23 protein-coding genes are annotated in these 18,345 nt (G+C 39.7%); 13 read left to right on the forward strand and 10 right to left on the reverse strand.

Translation table 11 applies throughout. The annotated features are described in order from the left end of the window. Nucleotides 1-155: 155 nt before the first annotated feature. Entirely contained in the window at nucleotides 156-851 is a 696-nt protein-coding gene (gene bshB2, locus ACHUE4_RS15675) for a bacillithiol biosynthesis deacetylase BshB2 (RefSeq protein WP_394191733.1), read from the reverse strand. Between the two features lie 15 nt (nucleotides 852-866). Then, on the reverse strand, nucleotides 867-1,217 hold the full coding sequence (locus ACHUE4_RS15680) for a YojF family protein (protein ID WP_394191735.1): 351 nt from the start codon (nucleotides 1,215-1,217) through the stop codon (nucleotides 867-869). Between the two features lie 201 nt (nucleotides 1,218-1,418). Between ACHUE4_RS15680 and ACHUE4_RS15685 the strand changes: the two genes are divergently transcribed. Together ACHUE4_RS15685 and ACHUE4_RS15690 are read left to right on the forward strand one after the other, a co-directional pair. Then, nucleotides 1,419-2,300, forward strand: a complete 882-nt coding sequence (locus ACHUE4_RS15685; RefSeq protein ID WP_394191737.1) for an ABC transporter permease subunit — start codon at nucleotides 1,419-1,421, stop codon at nucleotides 2,298-2,300. Further along, on the forward strand, nucleotides 2,300-3,325 hold the full coding sequence (locus ACHUE4_RS15690) for an ABC transporter permease (RefSeq protein WP_394191739.1): 1,026 nt from the start codon (nucleotides 2,300-2,302) through the stop codon (nucleotides 3,323-3,325). The genes ACHUE4_RS15685 and ACHUE4_RS15690 overlap by 1 nt, the downstream gene beginning before the upstream one ends. 196 nt (nucleotides 3,326-3,521) lie before the next feature. On the opposite strand, the gene pdxK is transcribed toward ACHUE4_RS15690, so the two are convergent. Next, a complete protein-coding gene (gene pdxK, locus ACHUE4_RS15695; protein WP_394191741.1) occupies nucleotides 3,522-4,355 on the reverse strand; it encodes a pyridoxine/pyridoxal/pyridoxamine kinase in 834 nt (277 codons plus the stop codon). Between the two features lie 61 nt (nucleotides 4,356-4,416). Next, nucleotides 4,417-4,677, reverse strand: coding sequence for a hypothetical protein (locus tag ACHUE4_RS15700; RefSeq protein WP_394191743.1), 261 nt, complete (start codon nucleotides 4,675-4,677; stop codon nucleotides 4,417-4,419). 115 nt (nucleotides 4,678-4,792) lie between these two features. On the opposite strand from ACHUE4_RS15700, the gene ACHUE4_RS15705 reads away from it, so the two are divergent. Genes ACHUE4_RS15705 through ACHUE4_RS15725 form a run of 5 tightly spaced genes read left to right on the forward strand, consistent with a single transcriptional unit; the run spans nucleotide 4,793 to nucleotide 7,112 of the window. Further along, entirely contained in the window at nucleotides 4,793-5,539 is a 747-nt protein-coding gene (locus tag ACHUE4_RS15705; RefSeq protein ID WP_394191745.1) for a DUF4230 domain-containing protein, read from the forward strand. A gap of 5 nt (nucleotides 5,540-5,544) precedes the next feature. Beyond that, the gene (locus ACHUE4_RS15710; protein ID WP_394191747.1) at nucleotides 5,545-6,231 is read left to right on the forward strand and encodes a uracil-DNA glycosylase; all 687 of its coding nucleotides are present in this window, start codon (nucleotides 5,545-5,547) and stop codon (nucleotides 6,229-6,231) included. Between the two features lie 32 nt (nucleotides 6,232-6,263). After that, nucleotides 6,264-6,443, forward strand: a complete 180-nt coding sequence (locus ACHUE4_RS15715; protein WP_394191749.1) for a uracil-DNA glycosylase — start codon at nucleotides 6,264-6,266, stop codon at nucleotides 6,441-6,443. After that, nucleotides 6,440-6,706 carry a YwdI family protein gene (locus ACHUE4_RS15720; protein ID WP_394191750.1) on the forward strand — a complete coding sequence of 89 codons (267 nt, stop codon included), beginning with the start codon at nucleotides 6,440-6,442 and terminating at the stop codon, nucleotides 6,704-6,706. Before ACHUE4_RS15715 ends, ACHUE4_RS15720 begins: the two co-directional genes overlap by 4 nt. A gap of 25 nt (nucleotides 6,707-6,731) precedes the next feature. Then, nucleotides 6,732-7,112: a DUF423 domain-containing protein gene (locus ACHUE4_RS15725; protein WP_394191752.1), complete on the forward strand. Its 381-nt coding sequence runs from the start codon at nucleotides 6,732-6,734 to the stop codon at nucleotides 7,110-7,112. A 174-nt stretch (nucleotides 7,113-7,286) separates the two neighbouring features. On the opposite strand, the gene gerQ is transcribed toward ACHUE4_RS15725, so the two are convergent. The 3 genes from gerQ to hemQ all read right to left on the reverse strand — a co-directional run bounded on the left by gerQ (nucleotide 7,287) and on the right by hemQ (nucleotide 8,888). After that, nucleotides 7,287-7,613 carry a spore coat protein GerQ gene (gene gerQ / locus ACHUE4_RS15730; protein ID WP_394191754.1) on the reverse strand — a complete coding sequence of 109 codons (327 nt, stop codon included), beginning with the start codon at nucleotides 7,611-7,613 and terminating at the stop codon, nucleotides 7,287-7,289. Nucleotides 7,614-7,631: 18 nt separating this feature from the next. Further along, nucleotides 7,632-8,051: a cell wall hydrolase gene (locus ACHUE4_RS15735; RefSeq protein WP_394191756.1), complete on the reverse strand. Its 420-nt coding sequence runs from the start codon at nucleotides 8,049-8,051 to the stop codon at nucleotides 7,632-7,634. A gap of 87 nt (nucleotides 8,052-8,138) precedes the next feature. After that, entirely contained in the window at nucleotides 8,139-8,888 is a 750-nt protein-coding gene (gene hemQ, locus ACHUE4_RS15740; protein ID WP_394191758.1) for a hydrogen peroxide-dependent heme synthase, read from the reverse strand. Nucleotides 8,889-9,583: 695 nt separating this feature from the next. Here hemQ and pta point away from each other — a divergent pair. Both pta and lipL read left to right on the forward strand, forming a co-directional pair. Continuing rightward, nucleotides 9,584-10,567 carry a phosphate acetyltransferase gene (pta, locus tag ACHUE4_RS15745; protein WP_394191760.1) on the forward strand — a complete coding sequence of 328 codons (984 nt, stop codon included), beginning with the start codon at nucleotides 9,584-9,586 and terminating at the stop codon, nucleotides 10,565-10,567. 2 nt (nucleotides 10,568-10,569) lie between these two features. Beyond that, on the forward strand, nucleotides 10,570-11,415 hold the full coding sequence (gene lipL, locus ACHUE4_RS15750; protein WP_394191762.1) for an octanoyl-[GcvH]:protein N-octanoyltransferase: 846 nt from the start codon (nucleotides 10,570-10,572) through the stop codon (nucleotides 11,413-11,415). A gap of 64 nt (nucleotides 11,416-11,479) precedes the next feature. Here the strand turns inward: lipL and ACHUE4_RS15755 are convergent, their stop codons facing one another. Beyond that, nucleotides 11,480-12,115: an RsfA family transcriptional regulator gene (locus tag ACHUE4_RS15755; RefSeq protein WP_394191764.1), complete on the reverse strand. Its 636-nt coding sequence runs from the start codon at nucleotides 12,113-12,115 to the stop codon at nucleotides 11,480-11,482. A 173-nt stretch (nucleotides 12,116-12,288) separates the two neighbouring features. Between ACHUE4_RS15755 and ACHUE4_RS15760 the strand changes: the two genes are divergently transcribed. From ACHUE4_RS15760 to ACHUE4_RS15770, 3 genes are all read left to right on the forward strand, one after another. Then, the gene (locus ACHUE4_RS15760; protein WP_394191766.1) at nucleotides 12,289-12,519 is read left to right on the forward strand and encodes a YuzB family protein; all 231 of its coding nucleotides are present in this window, start codon (nucleotides 12,289-12,291) and stop codon (nucleotides 12,517-12,519) included. Between the two features lie 230 nt (nucleotides 12,520-12,749). Then, nucleotides 12,750-14,048 carry an HD domain-containing protein gene (locus tag ACHUE4_RS15765; protein WP_394191768.1) on the forward strand — a complete coding sequence of 433 codons (1,299 nt, stop codon included), beginning with the start codon at nucleotides 12,750-12,752 and terminating at the stop codon, nucleotides 14,046-14,048. 16 nt (nucleotides 14,049-14,064) lie between these two features. Beyond that, complete coding sequence (locus ACHUE4_RS15770) at nucleotides 14,065-14,568, forward strand: YwgA family protein (protein ID WP_394191770.1); 504 nt, start codon at nucleotides 14,065-14,067, stop codon at nucleotides 14,566-14,568. A 240-nt stretch (nucleotides 14,569-14,808) separates the two neighbouring features. Here ACHUE4_RS15770 and ACHUE4_RS15775 read toward each other — a convergent pair whose 3' ends face one another. After that, nucleotides 14,809-14,994 carry a 2-hydroxymuconate tautomerase gene (locus ACHUE4_RS15775; RefSeq protein WP_394191772.1) on the reverse strand — a complete coding sequence of 62 codons (186 nt, stop codon included), beginning with the start codon at nucleotides 14,992-14,994 and terminating at the stop codon, nucleotides 14,809-14,811. Between the two features lie 67 nt (nucleotides 14,995-15,061). On the opposite strand from ACHUE4_RS15775, the gene ACHUE4_RS15780 reads away from it, so the two are divergent. Further along, nucleotides 15,062-15,577, forward strand: coding sequence for a YwhD family protein (locus ACHUE4_RS15780; protein ID WP_394191774.1), 516 nt, complete (start codon nucleotides 15,062-15,064; stop codon nucleotides 15,575-15,577). A gap of 407 nt (nucleotides 15,578-15,984) precedes the next feature. Here the strand turns inward: ACHUE4_RS15780 and ACHUE4_RS15785 are convergent, their stop codons facing one another. Further along, the gene (locus tag ACHUE4_RS15785; protein ID WP_394191776.1) at nucleotides 15,985-18,078 is read right to left on the reverse strand and encodes a transglycosylase domain-containing protein; all 2,094 of its coding nucleotides are present in this window, start codon (nucleotides 18,076-18,078) and stop codon (nucleotides 15,985-15,987) included. Nucleotides 18,079-18,345 lie beyond the last annotated feature (267 nt).

Genomic DNA, 18,345 nt, shown 5'->3' on the forward strand with positions numbered 1-18,345 from the left:
CGCCTCCTAATATGTATAATTATTCAGTTTGTTAATTCTCAAATAATGATACTTGTCGAAATAGAAAATGTCCACACTTCTTTATAAACAGAATTTGGTGCATGAACAAGAAAAAACCTGAAAATACCATTAAAAAAGGTATTTTCAGGAGTTCATTAAAATTCACTTTCGAAATCATCGTGCCAACGATAGTTGAAAAATCGTTCGTACGTCAACCAGTTCTCAGCTTCAGGTTCTCCCTCAGCCAAGCGTTTCTCCATTTCAGCTAACATCCATGCCGTTTGTGAAATATGTGCACGCATAGCACCTAACTTTTGTTCACGTGTGTCCCTAATATCATGAATAACATCAGGTTCTCCTAAGTCATCCTTCGTATTGTTTGCAAAAGCGACTGCATATAATTTTGGACGATCGGCTTCTTTTATTCGACGTACAGCACGAACGACAGCACGAGCAGTTGCCTCGTGATCAGGGTGAACTGCATAATTCGGATAGAATGTAATGACTAAAGATGGGTTCGTTTCATCGATTAGCTTTGTCATCATTTGAACCATTTCCTCGTCATCTTCAAACTCAACCGTCTTATCTCGTAATCCCATCATACGTAAATCGGTCAAACCCATTGCTTTTGCTGCGTCGACTAATTCTTGTTTTCTAATATGAGGAAGTGATTCTCGTGTAGCAAATGGCGGATTTCCTAGATTACGGCCCATTTCACCAAGCGTTAGGCACGCATACGTTACTGGAATGCCTTGCTGTATATAATTAGCGATTGTCCCTGATACACCAAATGCTTCATCATCCGGGTGTGGGAAAACAACTAAAACATGTCTTTCGTGTGGAAGTGTCATTTTGGTTCCTCCTTCTTAATACGTAAATGGGGTTTCGCTAATTTGTAGAGCTACTGCTAATTTACCTGTAGAGTCATGACCAGCCATTAATAATCGACCATGCTCATCCAATTCGTAGTGAGTAATTCCTTGCGCGTACACCCATCCGTGAGGTAATTTAAGTCCCACTCGGTGAGGATTGTCTCCCACAACTTTTCCTAATTCATAACGAACGACAATATTGCGAATAAAAGCACCTGCATTAAAAACGGTTTCGTCAAAATGTGACGCATAAGCACCGTTTGTCGTTTCGAGGTGTATATAAACATCTTTATCAGCAAAGGAATTCAACAATTCCTGCAATTTTTCGACTTGTACAATTTCCATTAATAAATTCCTCCTACTCACTTTCAAAGTCCTAACACTAAGTATAGTAAATTCGAATGATGAAAGCGATTAGCTTGCTTGAGAAAATCAATTGGGAAATTTTTCGTAACTCGAAATGGAAATATGATATTATCGAACTATCAGATTTTTTCGAATTGATTAGTAGATACAGATTCAAATGAACTTCAGGAGGATACATATATGAAAGGTTTTCTAAAATGGGTGATTCAATTCATCGTTGCTCTCATCAGTATTTTACTGATCAGTGGGGCTCCATTATTAATTGCGGGCTTTCAAAAAGGAGAATTTCTTTGGAGGGAGTATTTTGAGGCATTAAAATTTCATGTCGTCACAATTATGAATATCCGTGAATTATCGATCGAATATTCAACGGGCCGAGTTTTTAAGGAAGTTGCTGTCTTTCCTAAAATTATTGAATACATAACGTATTCACTTCAACTCTTATTTTTGGCACTAGGAGCAGCTATCCTGATCGCTTTACTTGGAACATTTATTACGATGATGTTTAAAGAAAGAGCGAGATCTCGAGTGAAACTGATTTTTTATTTTTTAGAGTCGTTACCGGATATTTTAATTATCACATTGGCTCAATTAGTGGTCGTTATCATTTTTCAAAAGACCGGATTCCTTGTCTCAAAAATTGCCGTAATGGGTGACGAAAGAATCTATTGGCTACCCGTTTTATGTTTGATGATTTTACCGATGATTCAACTGTATCGGTTAAGCATGATTACTTTCGAGTCAGAAGAAAGACAGTCATATGTTGAACTTGCTAAGTCATTAGGATTTAGTAAATCATTTATCCTATTCATGCACATTTTCCGAAATGCGATTATCAGTGTCTTTTTCCAGTCGAAAAAGACGATGTGGTTCATGTTATCCAATCTCTTTATTCTCGAATTAATGTTTAATATCCCAGGAATTATGTTATTTATGTACGAAAATATAAGCGGAGTTCTTTTCCTCATTACTGTATTGAGTTTCTTTGTACCGATTTTCATTTTATACAGTATTGGTGAATGGTATTTCATACGCCGACTTAGAAGAGGGGAGGCAGTATGATGAAGTCAGTTTGGAGACAGCCTTTATTTATCCTTGGATTTGGCATCATCTCGTTCTTTTTAGTAGGTAGTTTTCTATTTGAATGGATTTTCGGATCCATTCCTAAACAAACCTTTTTTATCGAAGAAAATGGTCGTGCAGTAGAAGCACCACCAATCTCACCATATTGGAAGCATCCACTTGGCACTGACGAATTTGGCTATGACATGTTCGCGAAAATTATGATTGGTGCAAAGTATACGATTCTCGGTGCGATGGCCGTGGCCGCTTTACGCATGTTCATTGCCGTTCCACTTGGCTACATGATTGGAACGTATTTACAGCGTCAACGCTCTTGGATTAACGGAATCATTGATCCGATTCACTATGTTCCTATGACGATCTTTGCAGTCCTATTACTATCACCTGTTCTTTGGATGCCTATGGAGGGATTTACTACTACTGTTTTTGAACGTGTTGTTATCCAGGTGGTCATCATGGCAGTAATTACTGTGCCAATTGTCGCTTCGTTGATTGGGAATGAAGCCAACTTGTTGTATCAACAAGAATACATATTAGCAGCAAGAACGTTAGGGGCTAGTCGTCGCAGAATCATTATTCGCCACTTGGTACCCCAAATGCGTGAGAAAATGGCTGTTCTATATGGCCAACAAGTTGTGGAATCGCTCATTGTTTTTGCCCATTTAGGATTACTCAAGTTATTTTTAGGAGGAACATTGGTAAGTTATGATCCAATGTTCGCTGATCCGCCCAAGTCAATTGCTTATGAATGGGCAGGGCTTTTTGGAAATTCATTCCGCTATTTGCAAGGAGCTCCCTGGCTTCCATTATCACCTGCGATTAGTTTTGCGCTCGTCATACTCGCAATTGCCGCAATGATTGAAGGGTATACGAGAGCAACGAATGGTCAAGTCAACATTAAGAGACGGAAAAAAATGAAGTACGTTTCAGAAGAAGTGGTCGAATGGAACCAACAACAACTAAAAGAAAAATTAGTATTGCTTCAGTCGGATAAAAACAAATAGGGTAGGTAAAGAGGAAACCGAAGTTTGGTTTCCTTTTTTGACGGAGTGGTGAGGGCGGGAAATTGTATAACGCCATAAAAATGATCTTTTGCGCCAAATTAGTCAATCCTTGCGCTAAATTATAATTTCGAAACGAAGCTTCCAACGCCGTAAAAAAACACACCATCATTTTTGATGGTGTGTCTCATTCATTCTTCTATATTTCAGATGTTGTGATATCAGGTGCACCAAAACGATTTTTCGCTCCGTGCATAACTGGTCCAACATATTCGTTTAATTTCCAACCGTTTGCAATTGCAGCTGAAACGAATTTTTTCGCTTCTAATACGGATTCGTCAACTGCTAGTCCATTCGCTAGGTTCGCTGTAATAGCTGCAGCAAATGTACAACCCGCTCCATGGTTATAAGAAGTGTCCGTCTTTTCCGATTCTAACAATGTGAATGTTGAACCGTTGTAGAATAAGTCAACTGCTTTCTCATGCTTCAGTTGTTTTCCGCCTTTAATGACCACGTTTTTAGCACCAGCCGCATGAATTTTTTCAGCTGCACGCTTCATGTCATCAATTGTAGTTAAATTTCCTAGTCCAGAAAGTTGACCCGCTTCAAACAAGTTTGGAGTAACAACTAATGCTCTAGGTAAAAGAGTTTGAACCATCGCTTCTACGTTTTCAGGGAATAACGCTTCGTCTTCACCTTTACATACAAGAACCGGATCGATGACAACTTTTTCTAAACCTGAACGATCGATAGCATCTGCTGCCGCTTTAATAATCTCAACAGTAGGAAGCATGCCCGTTTTAATTGCGTCCACATTCGTAGATAACGCAGTCTTCAATTGAGCTTGTAAAGTTTCAACTGGAATAGGGTGGATACCATGACTCCAGCCTTTATCAGGATCCATTGTTACGATAACTGTAAGAGCATTCATTCCATATGTGCCATGCTCTTGGAATGTTTTTAAATCAGCTTGTATACCTGCACCACCAGATGTATCAGACCCAGCGATTGTTAGTGTTTTTTTCAAAGTCATTTTAGTCCCTCTTTTCATGTTAGTTCTAGTTCTATACTATCAAAAGTAGGCAGAATTTCAATTAAGGTAGCTTTTCCGCTTTTATTAATTTAAATACCATAAATCCGATTCCAACAACCAGTACGATGGAAACTGTACCGAACATCCATTGTCCTTGCGTGAATAATCCATAAGCAAAGAAAGCTAAAAATAAACTCATCAATATCATGCCTAGCGTGAAACAACCAAATCCAAGTGATTTTGCTCGCTCTGGAACTTGGCTTTCTTCTTTTGTCGATTGTTGCACATTCCTTACTTTCTCACGCCACTGATAATCCGACACGATTCTTCACCTCTTTTTGTATCCTATCACGCACGTCTGAGTTGTTCAATTTGAAACTTTCTATTATGGTAAACGTACTAGATTCATAGCGAATATAAGAGAATGGGGGAGAATCATGTCTAAAGAAAAGCAAATCGAAGAAATTGAATTCCTTCTTAAAGAACTGAAAGCGCAGGATGAATCTGCAGTGACTATCGACAGTGTAAGACCCCAGTCTTCGGGGTTTTGGAAAGTTGGCTCAATGTTATTGTCGATTTGGACACGCAAGTTTTTATGGATCGCTGCGATTTTACTGGCTTTAATCGTTAGTATTCCCTTCTTAACGATGTGGATGTTAAAAGGCAGTACATTCACGGAAAATAAAGGCGCATTCCTCGAACAAATACAATCATTAAATGAGCTTGCGACAGCTGAAGCTTATACAAAAGTAATCGTTGAACGACAAGATAATCAGTTGTTTGGACAAGAAATTGGAATTGACTTGCCTGGTACAAAACGTCAATTGCTGGTTGTCATTCCTGGGTCAATAAAAGCTGGGATCGACTTCTCTCAAGTAGAAGCGAATGATGTGACATTAAATGAGGAAGCAAAGACTGCTACCATTGTTCTACCGAAAGCTGAATTCCTTGGAGGACCCGAGATTTTATTTGACCAAGTTGAAGTCTTTTCATACGAAGGGGCGTTTCGACAAAAAGCAAATATCGAAGAAGCTTACGAGTTAGCTGAAGAAGCAGAAAAACTTATGATAGAAGAAACGTCTGCACAGGGAGTTCTGAAACTTGCTGAAGAAAATGCCGCAAGATCCGTGGCGGATATGTTTTCATTAGTAGATTATCAAGTAACAGTTGAGTTTGAGGAGTGAACAGCTTGTCTAAATTGATCTTTCAAAATGATTGGCAGGAAGTACTCGCTGATGAATTTGAAAAACCTTATTATCTAAATCTGCGGGAAGAGTTAAAAGATGAATATGAAAACGAAACTGTTTTTCCTGACATGGATCATATATGGAATGCCTTTCATCAAACGTCCTTTCAAGATGTAAAAGTTGTCATTTTGGGACAAGATCCTTATCACGGTAAGGGTCAAGCGCATGGGCTTAGTTTCTCGGTACAAAATGGAGTGAAACATCCACCAAGTTTACGAAACATCTTGAAAGAATTACATGATGACTTAGGATGTGAGATTCCACTACATGGCAATCTGACAAAGTGGGCAAATCAAGGGGTTTTATTATTAAACACGGTCTTAACCGTCCGACAAGGACAAGCCCATTCTCATAAAGGAATCGGATGGGAGACGTTCACGGACACAGTGATTCAAAGGTTGTCTGATCGAGAGGTCCCTGTGATTTTTGTGTTATGGGGAAGACCTGCTCAGAAAAAACAAGGACTTATTGACACCTCACGGCATGTCATTATCGAAAACGTCCACCCAAGCCCATTAAGTGCACATCGAGGATTTTTTGGAAGCAAACCTTTTTCGGCAATAAATGAACATTTAGTAAACTCGGGTTTAACCCCAATCGACTTTTGCTTAAATGAAAATTCATGGTAAAGTGATAAGAGAAAAAGGAGTGTGAGTTCACTTTGAGCGTGAATTGTTTTCAATGTCGTCATTTTTACGTCACGTGGGACACACGCCATCCTAGAGGTTGTCGAGCTTATCAATTTAAAACAAAAGAATTGCCGTCAATCGTTGTGAAGCGATCTTCTGGCATGGAATGTATGAATTTTCAACCGAAACCAAGGGAGGCAGGTAAGTCATGATCCCACTTAGTCGAATTATTTCTGAAATAGAAAAGCACGCTTCGTCAGCCAATAATCAAGACGACTCAGTTGCCCGAGAGGCTTTAGTCGCCATTCGAGCGTTATGTGATGTTGCATTAAGTGAAAGTCCTAAAGTAGTCCAATACCAATCGACTCGTCAAATAGATGTGCCTATGATTCGTCAAACTGAATCGCCATCACTTAGACCTGCGGAACCGTTAAAAGAAGACGGTGCAAACGGTGATTCGTTATTTGATTTTTAGTTGAAAGAAAGAAAGGAATGTAGTCATGCCATTTTTTATTATTGCTGGTGCTATAAATGCTTTTTTAGCAGTAGCGTTTGGAGCTTTTGGAGCTCATGCGTTAAAAGAAAAACTTTCCGAGAAGTACTTAGCCATTTGGGAAACAGCCGTTCAATATCAAATGTATCATGCGATTGGCTTAATCGTTATTGGGATTCTAATGAGTCCAAGCATTATCGGCCATGTATCACAACTTAGCTGGGCAGGATATTTAATGCTTGCTGGAATTGTGATTTTTTCTGGCTCTTTATATGTTTTGAGTTTAAGTGGAATCGGCATTTTAGGAGCGATTACGCCAATTGGTGGTGTAGCGTTTTTGATCGCGTGGGTTTTAGTTATTGTTGCTGTTGTTAAACATATGGGTTAATTAGGGGATGTTCTCATTTAGAGAGCATCTTTTTTTAATGCCGAAAATTACAGTAAAGCAAAAAGGAGAGATTGCGTTCGGAAATTGAACGGAATCTCTCCTTTATTCATTGGATGTATTTACGCCACTCTTAAACCTAAGATTTTCAGTAGACTCGTTAGGGTTTGACTTGAATTATAAGTAATTAATTTCCTCGTCGAATGTAACGTAATCTAAGTAAATCATCAGCATTAAGTATCGTTTGCCTGTTTTCGGATCGCTGACAATAACATGATCACGACCAGCAGCTTCGATAATGCCTGTAATAACTTTTGAATTCCACTCGCGGTTATTTTCAAAGGTGAAATATAAGGTCGCAAGCTTACCTTTATTCAGTCGAAGAATGTTCTCAATGTAAGATTCTTCCGCAGCAGCTTGTGGTGGTCTTCCTCCTGCAGGGATTTGTGGTGGGGTTTGCTGCATTTGTTGAGCATACGCCGGGTTCCAATAATATTGTACCAAGTGATCATCCTTTCAAATTTAAATTCTCGGGCAATCTTGAGCTGTTGGTGAATAGAAACAGTGTGCCTTAAAACGCCCAACATTCCATTGGTTATACCATTGTGGGGGACATTCGCCAGGGGGTTCAAAAAACCATAAAGATCGAGTACCAGGGTGGAAGCGTTCACCAGCAACAACCCTGCGTGCCAATGCTATATCAGTTTCCCGAGCGCGTTGATAGAAGTAGGGTTTGGTAGTGGCTTCAAAACCACCTGGACTTTGAAACACCATATCTTGAATGTCGCGTATAGCTTTAAAGTCCAAACAGTCCGATCGTACACGATTGACACCCACATTACCGACTAACAACATGCCTAACTTTCCTTCACCTTCCGCTTCAGCCCTCATTAGGCGGGCAAGTGTTTGAATGTCCTTTTCAGTTGCGCGAACAACTGCCACAGCACAACCTCCTCCATTTCAACATATGAAATACATTTAAAAATAGAACAAAAAAAAGACTACGCATGCGATGCGTAGCCCACTTGTTTAAACATTTAAAAATTCAGTTGTTTTATTCGAATCTAACAAAGTTCCAACGAAAAATGAACCGAATTCAGCAAAGCGAGCACTTACTTCATCAAAACGCATTTCGTAAATCAATTTTTTAAATTGAAGTACATCATCTGCGAATAAAGTAACGCCCCACTCAAAGTCATCAAATCCAATTGAACCACTGATTACTTGTTTTACTTTACCTGCATAACCGCGACCAATCATACCATGACTGCGCATCATTGACTTACGATCATCCATTGCAAGCATGTACCAGTTATCATCTCCGTCACGACGCTTGTCCATTGGGTAGAAACAAACATACTGCGTACGAGGAAGTTCTGGGTACAAACGTGAGCGAACATGAGGATTCTGATAAGGATCTTCATTTGATTCGCCAGCTAAGTAATTTGAAAGCTCAACTACTGACACATAAGAATAAGCAGGAATTGTATATTCTGCAATCGCCAACTTGTTGAATTTCGCTTCATGCTGCTGCAACTCATCCATTGTTTCACGTAAAGTCATCAACATGAAATCAGCTTTTTGACCAACGATCGAGTAAAAAGCATGGCTTCCTGTTTTTGCTTCATGCACAACATTTAATTCTTCAATAAATCCTAAAAACTCATTTATTGCGGCTGTACGTTCTTCAGTGGATATTTGCTTCCAAGACGTCCAATCCATTGTACGGAAATCATGTAACGCGTACCAACCATCTAAAGTTTGTGCTGCTTCATTCATGTATGGGACACTCCTTCTCAATAAAAAATCTCAAGACAAGTGTAGCATAAAACCCTTTGGGATTCCTACAATGTCACCATTCAGACATGACGAAGTATGACAAATTCGTGTATGCTTAAAGAAAAGCGGAAATCGCCGTTTTAGCCTGACACTGGCGCTGGAAGGTCCGATGCGAAAGCCTGCTTTCGTCTGAGGACCTGAAGCTTAAGTGCAGGCTGGCGATTGGAGCTAGACAATCAGAAAAGCGGAGAAGCCTAAGAAAGCTCGACACCGGCGCTGGAAGAAACGACTCGAAAGCTTGCTTTCGAACGAGTTTCTGAAGCTTAGGTGCGAGCTAGGCTTCGCAGCTAGACAATAAGAAAAGCGTAAAGCACCGTTTTAGCCTAACGCTGGCGCTGGAAGGTCCGATGCGAAAGCCTGCTTTCGAGAGAGAAGAAGGAAGGCTAAAATCGTGCCATCGTGGCACAACGCCTTCATGACCCACTTCCTGTGGGCCTAAGCTTAAGTGCAGGCTGGCGCTTGGAGCTAGACAATCAGAAAAGCGGAGAAGCCTAAGAAAGCTCGACACCGGCGCTGGAAGAAACGACTCGAAAGCTTGCTTTCGAACGAGACCTCGCTTATTAGACAATACTAAATCACAGCTAGTAATGAATATAAAAAAACCTAAAGATACTTCTTGAAAGGATAGATGCCACATGACAAACTTTATGGATGAAATTAAACAAGCCATTTCCAATAAAAAAGTGAAGATCGTTTTACCTGAAGGAACAGACGAGCGTGTATTAAAAGCTGCAAGGATGTTGCATGAAGAAGGCATCGTCACACCAATCTTAATTGGAGCAAAAGAACTTGTGGAAGTTGCTGCGAATCAAGCGGGTATAAATTTGGATGGAATAGAAATTATTGACCCCGTCCAATATGAGCAACTTGAAGAGTTAATAGAGAAATTCGTTGAACGTCGAAACGGCAAAGCAACTCATGCTCAGGCGAGAATTCAGCTAAAAGATGTGAATACGTTCGGTACAATGTTAGTTTACACGGGATATGCAGACGGATTAGTTAGTGGGGCTGCTCATACAACAGCTGAAACCGTCCGACCGGCTTTACAAATTATTAAAACAAAACCAGGCGTCTCTAAAACGAGTGGGGCATTCATCATGGTTCGAGGAGAAGAGAGATTGGTATTCGCGGATTGTGCCATAACTATCGCACCTACGAGTGAAGACTTAGCTGAAATTGCGGTTGAAAGTGCGAAGACAGCAAAAGCATTTGGAATGGAACCAAAAGTAGCGATGCTATCTTTTTCAACGAAGGGTTCAGCTGTTTCTGCTGAAACGAAAAAGGTAGAAGAGGCAACTAAACTCGCACAAGAGAAATCACCTGGATTGCAGATTGACGGTGAATTCCAATTTGATGCAGCGTATGTGCCTGAAATTGCCGGAAAAAAAGCACCAGGTTCTCCGATCCAAGGTGACGCCAATGTATTTGTATTTCCATCCCTAGAAGCAGGAAATATCGGATACAAATTAACCGAACGATTAGGCGGATTTGAAGCGCTTGGTCCGATATTACAAGGCTTAAATATGCCAGTTAATGATTTATCAAGAGGTTGTTCTGCAGATGACGTATATAAACTCGTCCTTATGACAGCAGCCCAAAGCATGATGTCAGGAGAGTAAATATGTCAGCGTTTGAGGATTTATTTGTTAATAAAGAATGGCGTTTTTGGGATCAATCGATGAGTGGCCAATCGAGCTCTGCACTTGAATCGTTTGCGGCTGACGACATGTTGTGTGAACTGGTTGGGAAGAATGAATCTTTGCCAACCATTCGGACATGGGTTCACGACCAAACCGTGGTATTAGGAATTCAAGACCATCGTCTTCCTCATATTGCAAAAGGCCGAGAAGTATTAGAACAACAAGGATACCAATCCATTGTTCGAAATTCAGGTGGACTAGCGGTTGTTTTAGATAAAGGTGTGTTAAATGTTTCGATTGTTTTATCTGAAAAGGAAAAAGCGTTAGATATCGGGGCAGGTTACGATATTATGGTCGAATTTATTCAACATATTTTTCCTGATTATGCCGAAAGAATAGAAGCTTATGAAATTGTCGGTTCGTATTGTCCAGGTTCCTATGATTTAAGTATTGATGGAAAGAAGTTTGCCGGCATTTCACAAAGACGTTTACGATCTGGAATCGCCGTTCAAATCTATTTATGTATAGAAGGAAGCGGGTCCAAAAGAGCAAATTTGATAAAAGATTTTTATGCTGCCGGACTGCAAGGAGAGCCAACAAAATTTATATATCCTCAAATTGTTCCAGAAGTGATGGCATCTCTCAGCGAAATTACAGGTGAAGAGATCACAGTTCAAGACACAGTGATCCATATTCAACGGTTTATGAACCATGTCATGCACAATGTTCATATGCAATCCATCCAACCGAGCGAAACGGATTTGTATCTTTATTACTTAACCCGAGTGGTTGAGCGAAATCAAAAAATGTTAAGTAAAATAGGATGATCCTATTAATTTAGTAGAAATATCCCTATACCTATCCGTAATCAGTACAAAGAAAAACCGCCAATCAATTGACTGGCGGTTCTTTTACGACTAAATTTCCGTTCTTCTCCATTTGAAAAACAGGTGAAACATTTTCACCATCATCATTTAACGTCACTAATCGTCTTGCGCGATTCATGATATGAACAAATTGCTCATAGTCTTCTCGAATGGTTGCATTTTCTTTTTCTAATCGTTCAACTTCACGCTCAAGCTGGCTCACTTTTTCTTGTGAATGAGAAAGTAGAGCTCGCCATCTGAACGATTCGCCTTCACCCGTTCCATTTTGTTGCAAGCGTAGTAAATAAGCAATGACCACATCTAGCGACAGAGCGGAAAGCGGAATTTGAACACGTTCTTCTTGTGATTCGGGTTCACGACCTACAAGAAAAAGAGATTGACCGCGACGTCGATATTCTTTTCCAAGTACACGCATTTTTTGCTTTCTGTCTTTTTTCGCTTCTTTTAAGTCTTTCTCGTATTCTCTTCTTACAACCGCATTCCAGCGAAATCCGCAAGCAGCAGCTGTTCGATTTAAAGCATCTCCAGCTTCTTCAAACGCATTTAACTGTGTACTGCCCTCGCGCACGTGGCGTAAGACAGTTTCTGCTAATAACTCATCGTTTTCATCCAGCCATGCATCTTGCCGCATTTTAACCATACTTTTCCCTCCTGAATAGTTCATAGTTTCGATGTTCTACTCCAAGCTTGTACAAGATTCACAGTATTTATTCACGCCAACCATTTGATAGGCTTGAATAATAAACAAAACTTACGGTACAATGACGAATAGAATTCGTAGACAAAAAGATGTGTAGAAGGGGTTGTTGACAAATGGCAAACGAATTTCGAGTTTGCGATGATTGTCAGGCCGTCCATTTAAAAACATTGATTCCAAAGTTAAATGAAATCGACCCGAACGCAACGATTGATATCGCATGTCAGTCTTACTGCGGTCCTGGCCGCAAAAAAACATTCGCCTTTGTGAACAATCGCCCAGTGGCAGCGCTGACAGAAGAAGAGCTAATGGAAAAAGTCCGTACTAAACTAAAAATAACAATCTAACACCGCCAAATTTGGTGGTGTTTCTTTTTTGAATGAAGATTGGTAGCTCAGTTAAAATTTTGGCGATCTCGGTTAGAAAAATAGCGAATTCAGTTAGAATAATCGCAGTCTCAGTTGTAATTGTTATATAAACTATTTTTTCCATTTTTCATTCACGGATAGTGTGGTCATTCAGACTTTACTTGTTATAATAAAATCAAGAAAAAAGTTGCCAGAGAAGAGGGATTCTTATGAGTTATGCAACGCAGAAAATGGCTGAAGAAAAAGTCTTTAAAGATCCCGTTCACCGATATATACATATACGTGATCAAGTCATATGGGACTTAATCGGCACAAAAGAATTTCAACGATTGCGTCGCATTAAACAATTAGGGACAACCTATTTAGTTTTTCATGGGGCGGAACATAGTCGGTTCCATCATTCGTTAGGGGTTTATGAAATTGTTAGACGAATTGTTGATGACATTTTTCAAGGGCGTCCAGAATGGGACGAGTCTGAACGATTGGTTGTGCTTTGTGCCGCATTATTACACGATTTAGGACATGGTCCATTTTCTCATGCATTTGAAAATGTGTTTGACCTTGATCATGAAAAATTCACACAAGAAATTTTAACTGGACCAACGGAAATTAATGCGATCTTAAGCAAAGTTTCTCCTCAATTCCCTCAAGATGTGTCGGATGTTGTAGCGAAAACTTATGCCAATAAACAAGCGGTTAGTCTCATATCAAGTCAAATTGATGCAGACCGAATGGATTATCTCCTGCGAGATGCGTATTTTACGGGTGTAAGTTATGGCCATTTTGATATGGAGAGAATTTTACGCGTTATGCGTCCGAGAGAAGAACAAGTTGTGATTAAATACAGTGGGATGCATGCTGTGGAAGACTATATTATGAGTCGCTACCAAATGTATTGGCAAGTGTATTTTCACCCCGTATCACGCAGTGCAGAAGTGATTTTAACAAAAGCACTGCATCGAGCAAAAGAATTAAGTCAAACGGATTATCAATTTAGTTTTGAACCTCATCACTTTAAAAGCTTTTTTAATCACAGCTTCAATTTAGAAGAATATTTAGCTTTAGATGAAGGAATTGTGATGACTTATTTCCAAGCTTGGATGAAAGAAGAAGATGAAATCTTAGCCGATTTATGTGATCGATTTGTTAATCGAAAGCTTTTCCAATACATCGAATTTGATCCTGCAAAAGATTATCGGAAATTGTCTGAGCTTGAGCAGCTATTTAAAAAAGCAGGAATTAATCCTGACTATTACTTAGTGTTTGATTCTTCTTCAGATTTGCCTTATGACTTTTACAGACCTGGTGAAGAAGGAGAACGAGTACCAATTCATTTGTTAATGCCGAATGATGAGCTCCGTGAATTGTCCAGATCCTCTGAAATTGTAGAAGCAATTTCAGGAAAACGCCGTTCGGATCACAAGCTTTATTTCCCTGAAGATTTAATAACACCAGATGGTAAAAAGAAAGCATTGAAAAAACAAATATTACAAGTACTCAAAGGATAAGCTGGAGGTGCCTTTTTTGTTAGAAGAACATGCAAAACTCGTAGAATTTATTCATCTTGCTGGTGAAGTAAGCGGAAGAAAAAAACTTCAAAAAATGGTGTACATTGCGAAAAAAATGAAAATGCCTTTCCACGAAAAATATGAATTTCATATATACGGTCCCTATTCAGAGGAACTGACATTGCGTGTTGAAGAATTATGCGGCATGGGTTTTTTAGCTGAGCAATTAGAAGACAAAGGTTCATATGTGAAATACACCTACGCTTGTACGGATGAGGGGCAACAATTTTTAACATCGATGAATCGTAGTCATGCAAAATTATCAGTATGTGTCGACCATTTAAACGAGAAAAGCTCAAGGTTTCTAGAACTCGTATCGACACTGCTTTACTTCGATCACCTCTCACGTGAACAACAAATTGAGAAAATTCATGTCGTGAAAGGGAAACTCAATTTCTCTGAAGAAGAAATCACGCAAGCGTTCACTTTCATTAACGAATTAGAAACGTGTTTGAATTAATTAGAAATGACATGAATAGTCTTCAAATAGTAAGTCAAAGTTCATTATTGAATCCTTCATAATTTCAAGATATGGAGCAAAAAAGCGAAGACTCCAGCGGGAATAGCGAAGTGCCGAAATCCACTCGGACGATTTGTCCGAGTTAGTTCGGCGCAAGCCCGCGGAAAGCGCAGCTGTTTTGCGGAATATCTTTAACAAAACTAATAAAAAAGGAACCGCAAAAACGGTTCCTTTTACATGTTATTTATCACTGAATAGTTTACCTGCTACAGCGTAGTGATTCTTTGGCATATCTTCAATGAATACCACAACATTTTCAATAGGTGCATTCGTAGTTTCGGCAACAGCCGCAGATACTTTTTCAACAAGCGCTCTTTTTTGATCGTCAGTGCGACCTTCTAACATTTTTACAGTTACATAAGGCATTGGAGGTCCTCCTCTTTCACAAAAGTTTGTATATTCGCTATAATAACAGAACGGAGGTGACATACGCATGACAAATGAAGAAAAGCCTAAACAAAAACTTGGATTCACCATCATAAAAAATGATCCTACCGACGGACATGGCGGTTTTGGAATTGGATCGCTTACACTTGAACATGTGTCACCTGTAATCATCGATGTCGAAGAAAAAACGGCAAAAGTTGAAATAGGTGCGATGCATGCACGAAGTGATACGGAGCGTGGAATTAAATTCACAACCAATCGCGAAGATTCTGCAGGGGGCAAACTATTTTGGCTTGTCTGGGTAACCATTGACCATAAAGCTGAAGGACCTTACTATGCTGGAGTTACCGGTTGTGAAATGGTTATTAACCGCGAAAAACGAAGAGGTTTCAAACTGTTAGCTGATCATGTGAATCGTATGGATAAATCGATGAAACGTCATATCATTGTTGAACATATGGACGATGAATCTAAAAAAATCTTGAAAGAGTTTCTTGTTTCACATAACCCTGAAATGTGGGAGAGAAGCGAAGAAAAACTTCACCAAGAATTAAATGTATAATAATTCCAAACAGTTGTACAAAATGTGACATTCTATACTTGATGGGATATATTGTTGAATCTCGTCACAAAAGCAAGTAAACTGAACGTATAGCTTATTTAATAGTGAGCTAGGACAATTGGAAACGCGTTTGTACATGAGAGTTGTGGGACATTTGTGACAACCCAAGCCGAATGCCCCATGTTTCTCATGTCGCGCTAACCAAAAAAGCTTTCTGTTCCATTCGGAGACATTTCCGTGGAAGAGAAAGCTTTTTTGATTGAATAAAGATGTTTGACGAGTAAATCGGTAAAGTTGACGAGTAAATCTCTAAAAGTGACGAGTAAATCATCAGAGTTGACGAGTAAATCCCCAAAAGTGACGAGTATCCTCATAAACCGGACGAGTATCCGCGCACAACTGCCTAATCATTCGTCAAACAATGAAAACGGGAAGATCGACCAGAAGTCAGAGTCCATATTCACTTCTCCGCTGCGTTCTTTAATTTCATCGACGAGCGAACGTTTCAATTTTGTATCCGTACATAATCGTTTTGGAACATCCTTTTCCTTCACATATAACAAGCGTTGTTTTGAACAAGATGAAACTGCGAGACCGCCAGTTTCAATATCCACAATAACTCCTCTGACACCTTTAGGTGGAAGGAAGGGTTCAGGATTTAACCCTTGGTGCGCTTTTTCCATGAAATCAATCCATATATTTTTGGTAGCTTGATGATCCTCAGCAAGTTTTAACTCAGTAGCTTGATCGTATCCATTCCAAACACCAGCCGTTAAAGTAGGAGAATACCCGATGATGACTTGGTCTGAGATCGTTGTTCCAGACTTAGCGGCATAAGGACGTGTTTGTTTACTGCGAATTGATAAACCAGTGGCAGGCGCATAATCGTTAAATACTGGATCGAACATGCCCGTCATTAAATGAGTCAAGATGAACGCATCATCTGCTTTCATGATTTGTTCTTCATCTTTACGTTCTTGTGGCTCTGCTTCAAAAATGGTTTTTCCATCACTGTCTTTGATTGATAAAATCGTTCGAGGTGGTTTTTTCAATCCGCCACTCGCTAGTTGGTTATAAGCGCCTGTTAAATCTTTCAAAGTTACTTCGGCTGTTCCAAGAGCCATCGAAGGTGTGTGCTGAATGGTAGCATCGACACCAAAACGTTTCATCATTTGCTCGAAAGGTTTATAGCCTATTTTTTCTAGTGTTTTCACTGCGTAAATATTATCCGAAATGGCTAAAGCTTGTGCTAATGAAATCGGATGTTCTGCAAACTCACCATTTACATTTTTCGGTTCATACTGCGATCGACCATCGTCATAGGTGAAAATGGTTTTCTCGCTTTCCATAAATGTTAGGGGAGAGAACCCTTCCTCTAAAGCTGCAGCATAGAGAATTGGCTTTATCGTCGATCCAGGCTGTCGTTTCGCTTGTGTGACACGATTATAAGGACTGTTTGTATAATTGCGGCCACCGATGAGAGCAGTAACATCTCCTGTATTCGGTTCCATACTAACAAATCCGACTTCTAATCCATTCGCTGGCATCCACGCAGCCACCGCTTCTTCCGCTGATTGTTGATGGTGTTGATTCAAAGTAGTTTCAATCGTCCATCCGCCTTCTGCTATGGCTCGACCTTCTTTTTTCAATAGTTTTTCAGCTTCTTGCCATGCAGCATCTAAAAAGAACGGGGCTACACTTTTCGTTGCAATCCATTCTTTATTCTTCAAAACAATCGGTTCTTCTTTCGCGCGTTTTTGTTGTTCCTCATTTATTATTCCTTGAGATTTCATCAATGAAAGAACCAATGCTTGTCGACCATAAGCCTTTTCTTCATTTACTAATGGAGAAAATGAGCTCGGTCCTTTTGGTATTGAAATGAGAAGAGCAGCTTGTGCGAGTGTGACATCCTTGCTTGGTATTCCAAAATAAAATCTACTAGCGGCTTCCACACCGTACATGCCATGACCAAAATAGACGGTGTTTAAATACCCTTCAAGCAACTCTTCTTTGTCGTAAAAAACCTCCATTCGATAAGCGTATAACGCTTCACGTGCTTTTCGAGTCCAGGTTTTGTCATGAGTCAAATATAAATTTCGGGCATACTGTTGCGTGATGGTACTAGCACCTTCGACTTTCCGCATCGCTTTTACATCTTTTAATAAAGCCGAGGCGATTCGGGTATAGTCAAACCCGTTATGTTCATAAAACTCTTGGTCTTCCGTAGCAATTATCGCCGATTTAATATAAGGTGACATTTCATCAAGGGACACCCAGTACCGTCGTTGTTCTGAAAAACGATCACCGATTGAATGACCGTTACGATCTAAAAACACAGTCGCTTTAGATACCGCAAGTGAAGGCGGTCCTTGTATTTGAGCATAAATACGAAGTGCTAAAAAAACCGTACAAATTGCGCTCACAACGACGATTGAAGCCCATATAATACTGCGGACTTTTTGGTGTCTCCGCATTTTTTTTTGATATTGGATCCGCCGCATTTGTTATCGCTCCGTTCACTGTAGCTTTTTGCTAGTATGTGAACAAATGGTTCATATTAAACGGATATAAGTGTGAAACAAATAGCGGATATTGGCGAATAAAATAGATGGATTTTCGAAAAATATGATCGAAAAAGGAAAAAATAGTTGCACTTTTGCTGAAAACATCTATACTTTTCCTGTATTTGTTTTTCGGCAGACCGCGTTCACTTTTCGCTACATGCCGGGAACGGATCCACTAACCTCGTAAGTAAAGGAGAATGCAAT

The sequence above is a fragment of the Paenisporosarcina quisquiliarum genome (assembly GCF_043641925.1).
Lineage (GTDB): Bacteria > Bacillota > Bacilli > Bacillales_A > Planococcaceae > Paenisporosarcina > Paenisporosarcina quisquiliarum_A.

What these genes read in the sequence shown, in the direction of transcription:
- bshB2 (WP_394191733.1), bottom strand. Translation starts at nt 851, where the DNA reads ATGACACTTCCACACGAAAGACATGTTTTAGTTGTTTTCCCACACCCG.
- ACHUE4_RS15680 (WP_394191735.1), bottom strand. Translation starts at nt 1,217, where the DNA reads ATGGAAATTGTACAAGTCGAAAAATTGCAGGAATTGTTGAATTCCTTT.
- ACHUE4_RS15685 (WP_394191737.1), top strand. Translation starts at nt 1,419, where the DNA reads ATGAAAGGTTTTCTAAAATGGGTGATTCAATTCATCGTTGCTCTCATC.
- ACHUE4_RS15690 (WP_394191739.1), top strand. Translation starts at nt 2,300, where the DNA reads ATGAAGTCAGTTTGGAGACAGCCTTTATTTATCCTTGGATTTGGCATC.
- pdxK (WP_394191741.1), bottom strand. Translation starts at nt 4,355, where the DNA reads ATGACTTTGAAAAAAACACTAACAATCGCTGGGTCTGATACATCTGGT.
- ACHUE4_RS15705 (WP_394191745.1), top strand. Translation starts at nt 4,793, where the DNA reads ATGTCTAAAGAAAAGCAAATCGAAGAAATTGAATTCCTTCTTAAAGAA.
- ACHUE4_RS15720 (WP_394191750.1), top strand. Translation starts at nt 6,440, where the DNA reads ATGATCCCACTTAGTCGAATTATTTCTGAAATAGAAAAGCACGCTTCG.
- ACHUE4_RS15725 (WP_394191752.1), top strand. Translation starts at nt 6,732, where the DNA reads ATGCCATTTTTTATTATTGCTGGTGCTATAAATGCTTTTTTAGCAGTA.
- hemQ (WP_394191758.1), bottom strand. Translation starts at nt 8,888, where the DNA reads ATGAATGAAGCAGCACAAACTTTAGATGGTTGGTACGCGTTACATGAT.
- pta (WP_394191760.1), top strand. Translation starts at nt 9,584, where the DNA reads ATGACAAACTTTATGGATGAAATTAAACAAGCCATTTCCAATAAAAAA.
- lipL (WP_394191762.1), top strand. Translation starts at nt 10,570, where the DNA reads ATGTCAGCGTTTGAGGATTTATTTGTTAATAAAGAATGGCGTTTTTGG.
- ACHUE4_RS15755 (WP_394191764.1), bottom strand. Translation starts at nt 12,115, where the DNA reads ATGGTTAAAATGCGGCAAGATGCATGGCTGGATGAAAACGATGAGTTA.
- ACHUE4_RS15760 (WP_394191766.1), top strand. Translation starts at nt 12,289, where the DNA reads ATGGCAAACGAATTTCGAGTTTGCGATGATTGTCAGGCCGTCCATTTA.
- ACHUE4_RS15765 (WP_394191768.1), top strand. Translation starts at nt 12,750, where the DNA reads ATGAGTTATGCAACGCAGAAAATGGCTGAAGAAAAAGTCTTTAAAGAT.
- ACHUE4_RS15775 (WP_394191772.1), bottom strand. Translation starts at nt 14,994, where the DNA reads ATGCCTTATGTAACTGTAAAAATGTTAGAAGGTCGCACTGACGATCAA.
- ACHUE4_RS15780 (WP_394191774.1), top strand. Translation starts at nt 15,062, where the DNA reads ATGACAAATGAAGAAAAGCCTAAACAAAAACTTGGATTCACCATCATA.
- ACHUE4_RS15785 (WP_394191776.1), bottom strand. Translation starts at nt 18,078, where the DNA reads ATGCGGCGGATCCAATATCAAAAAAAAATGCGGAGACACCAAAAAGTC.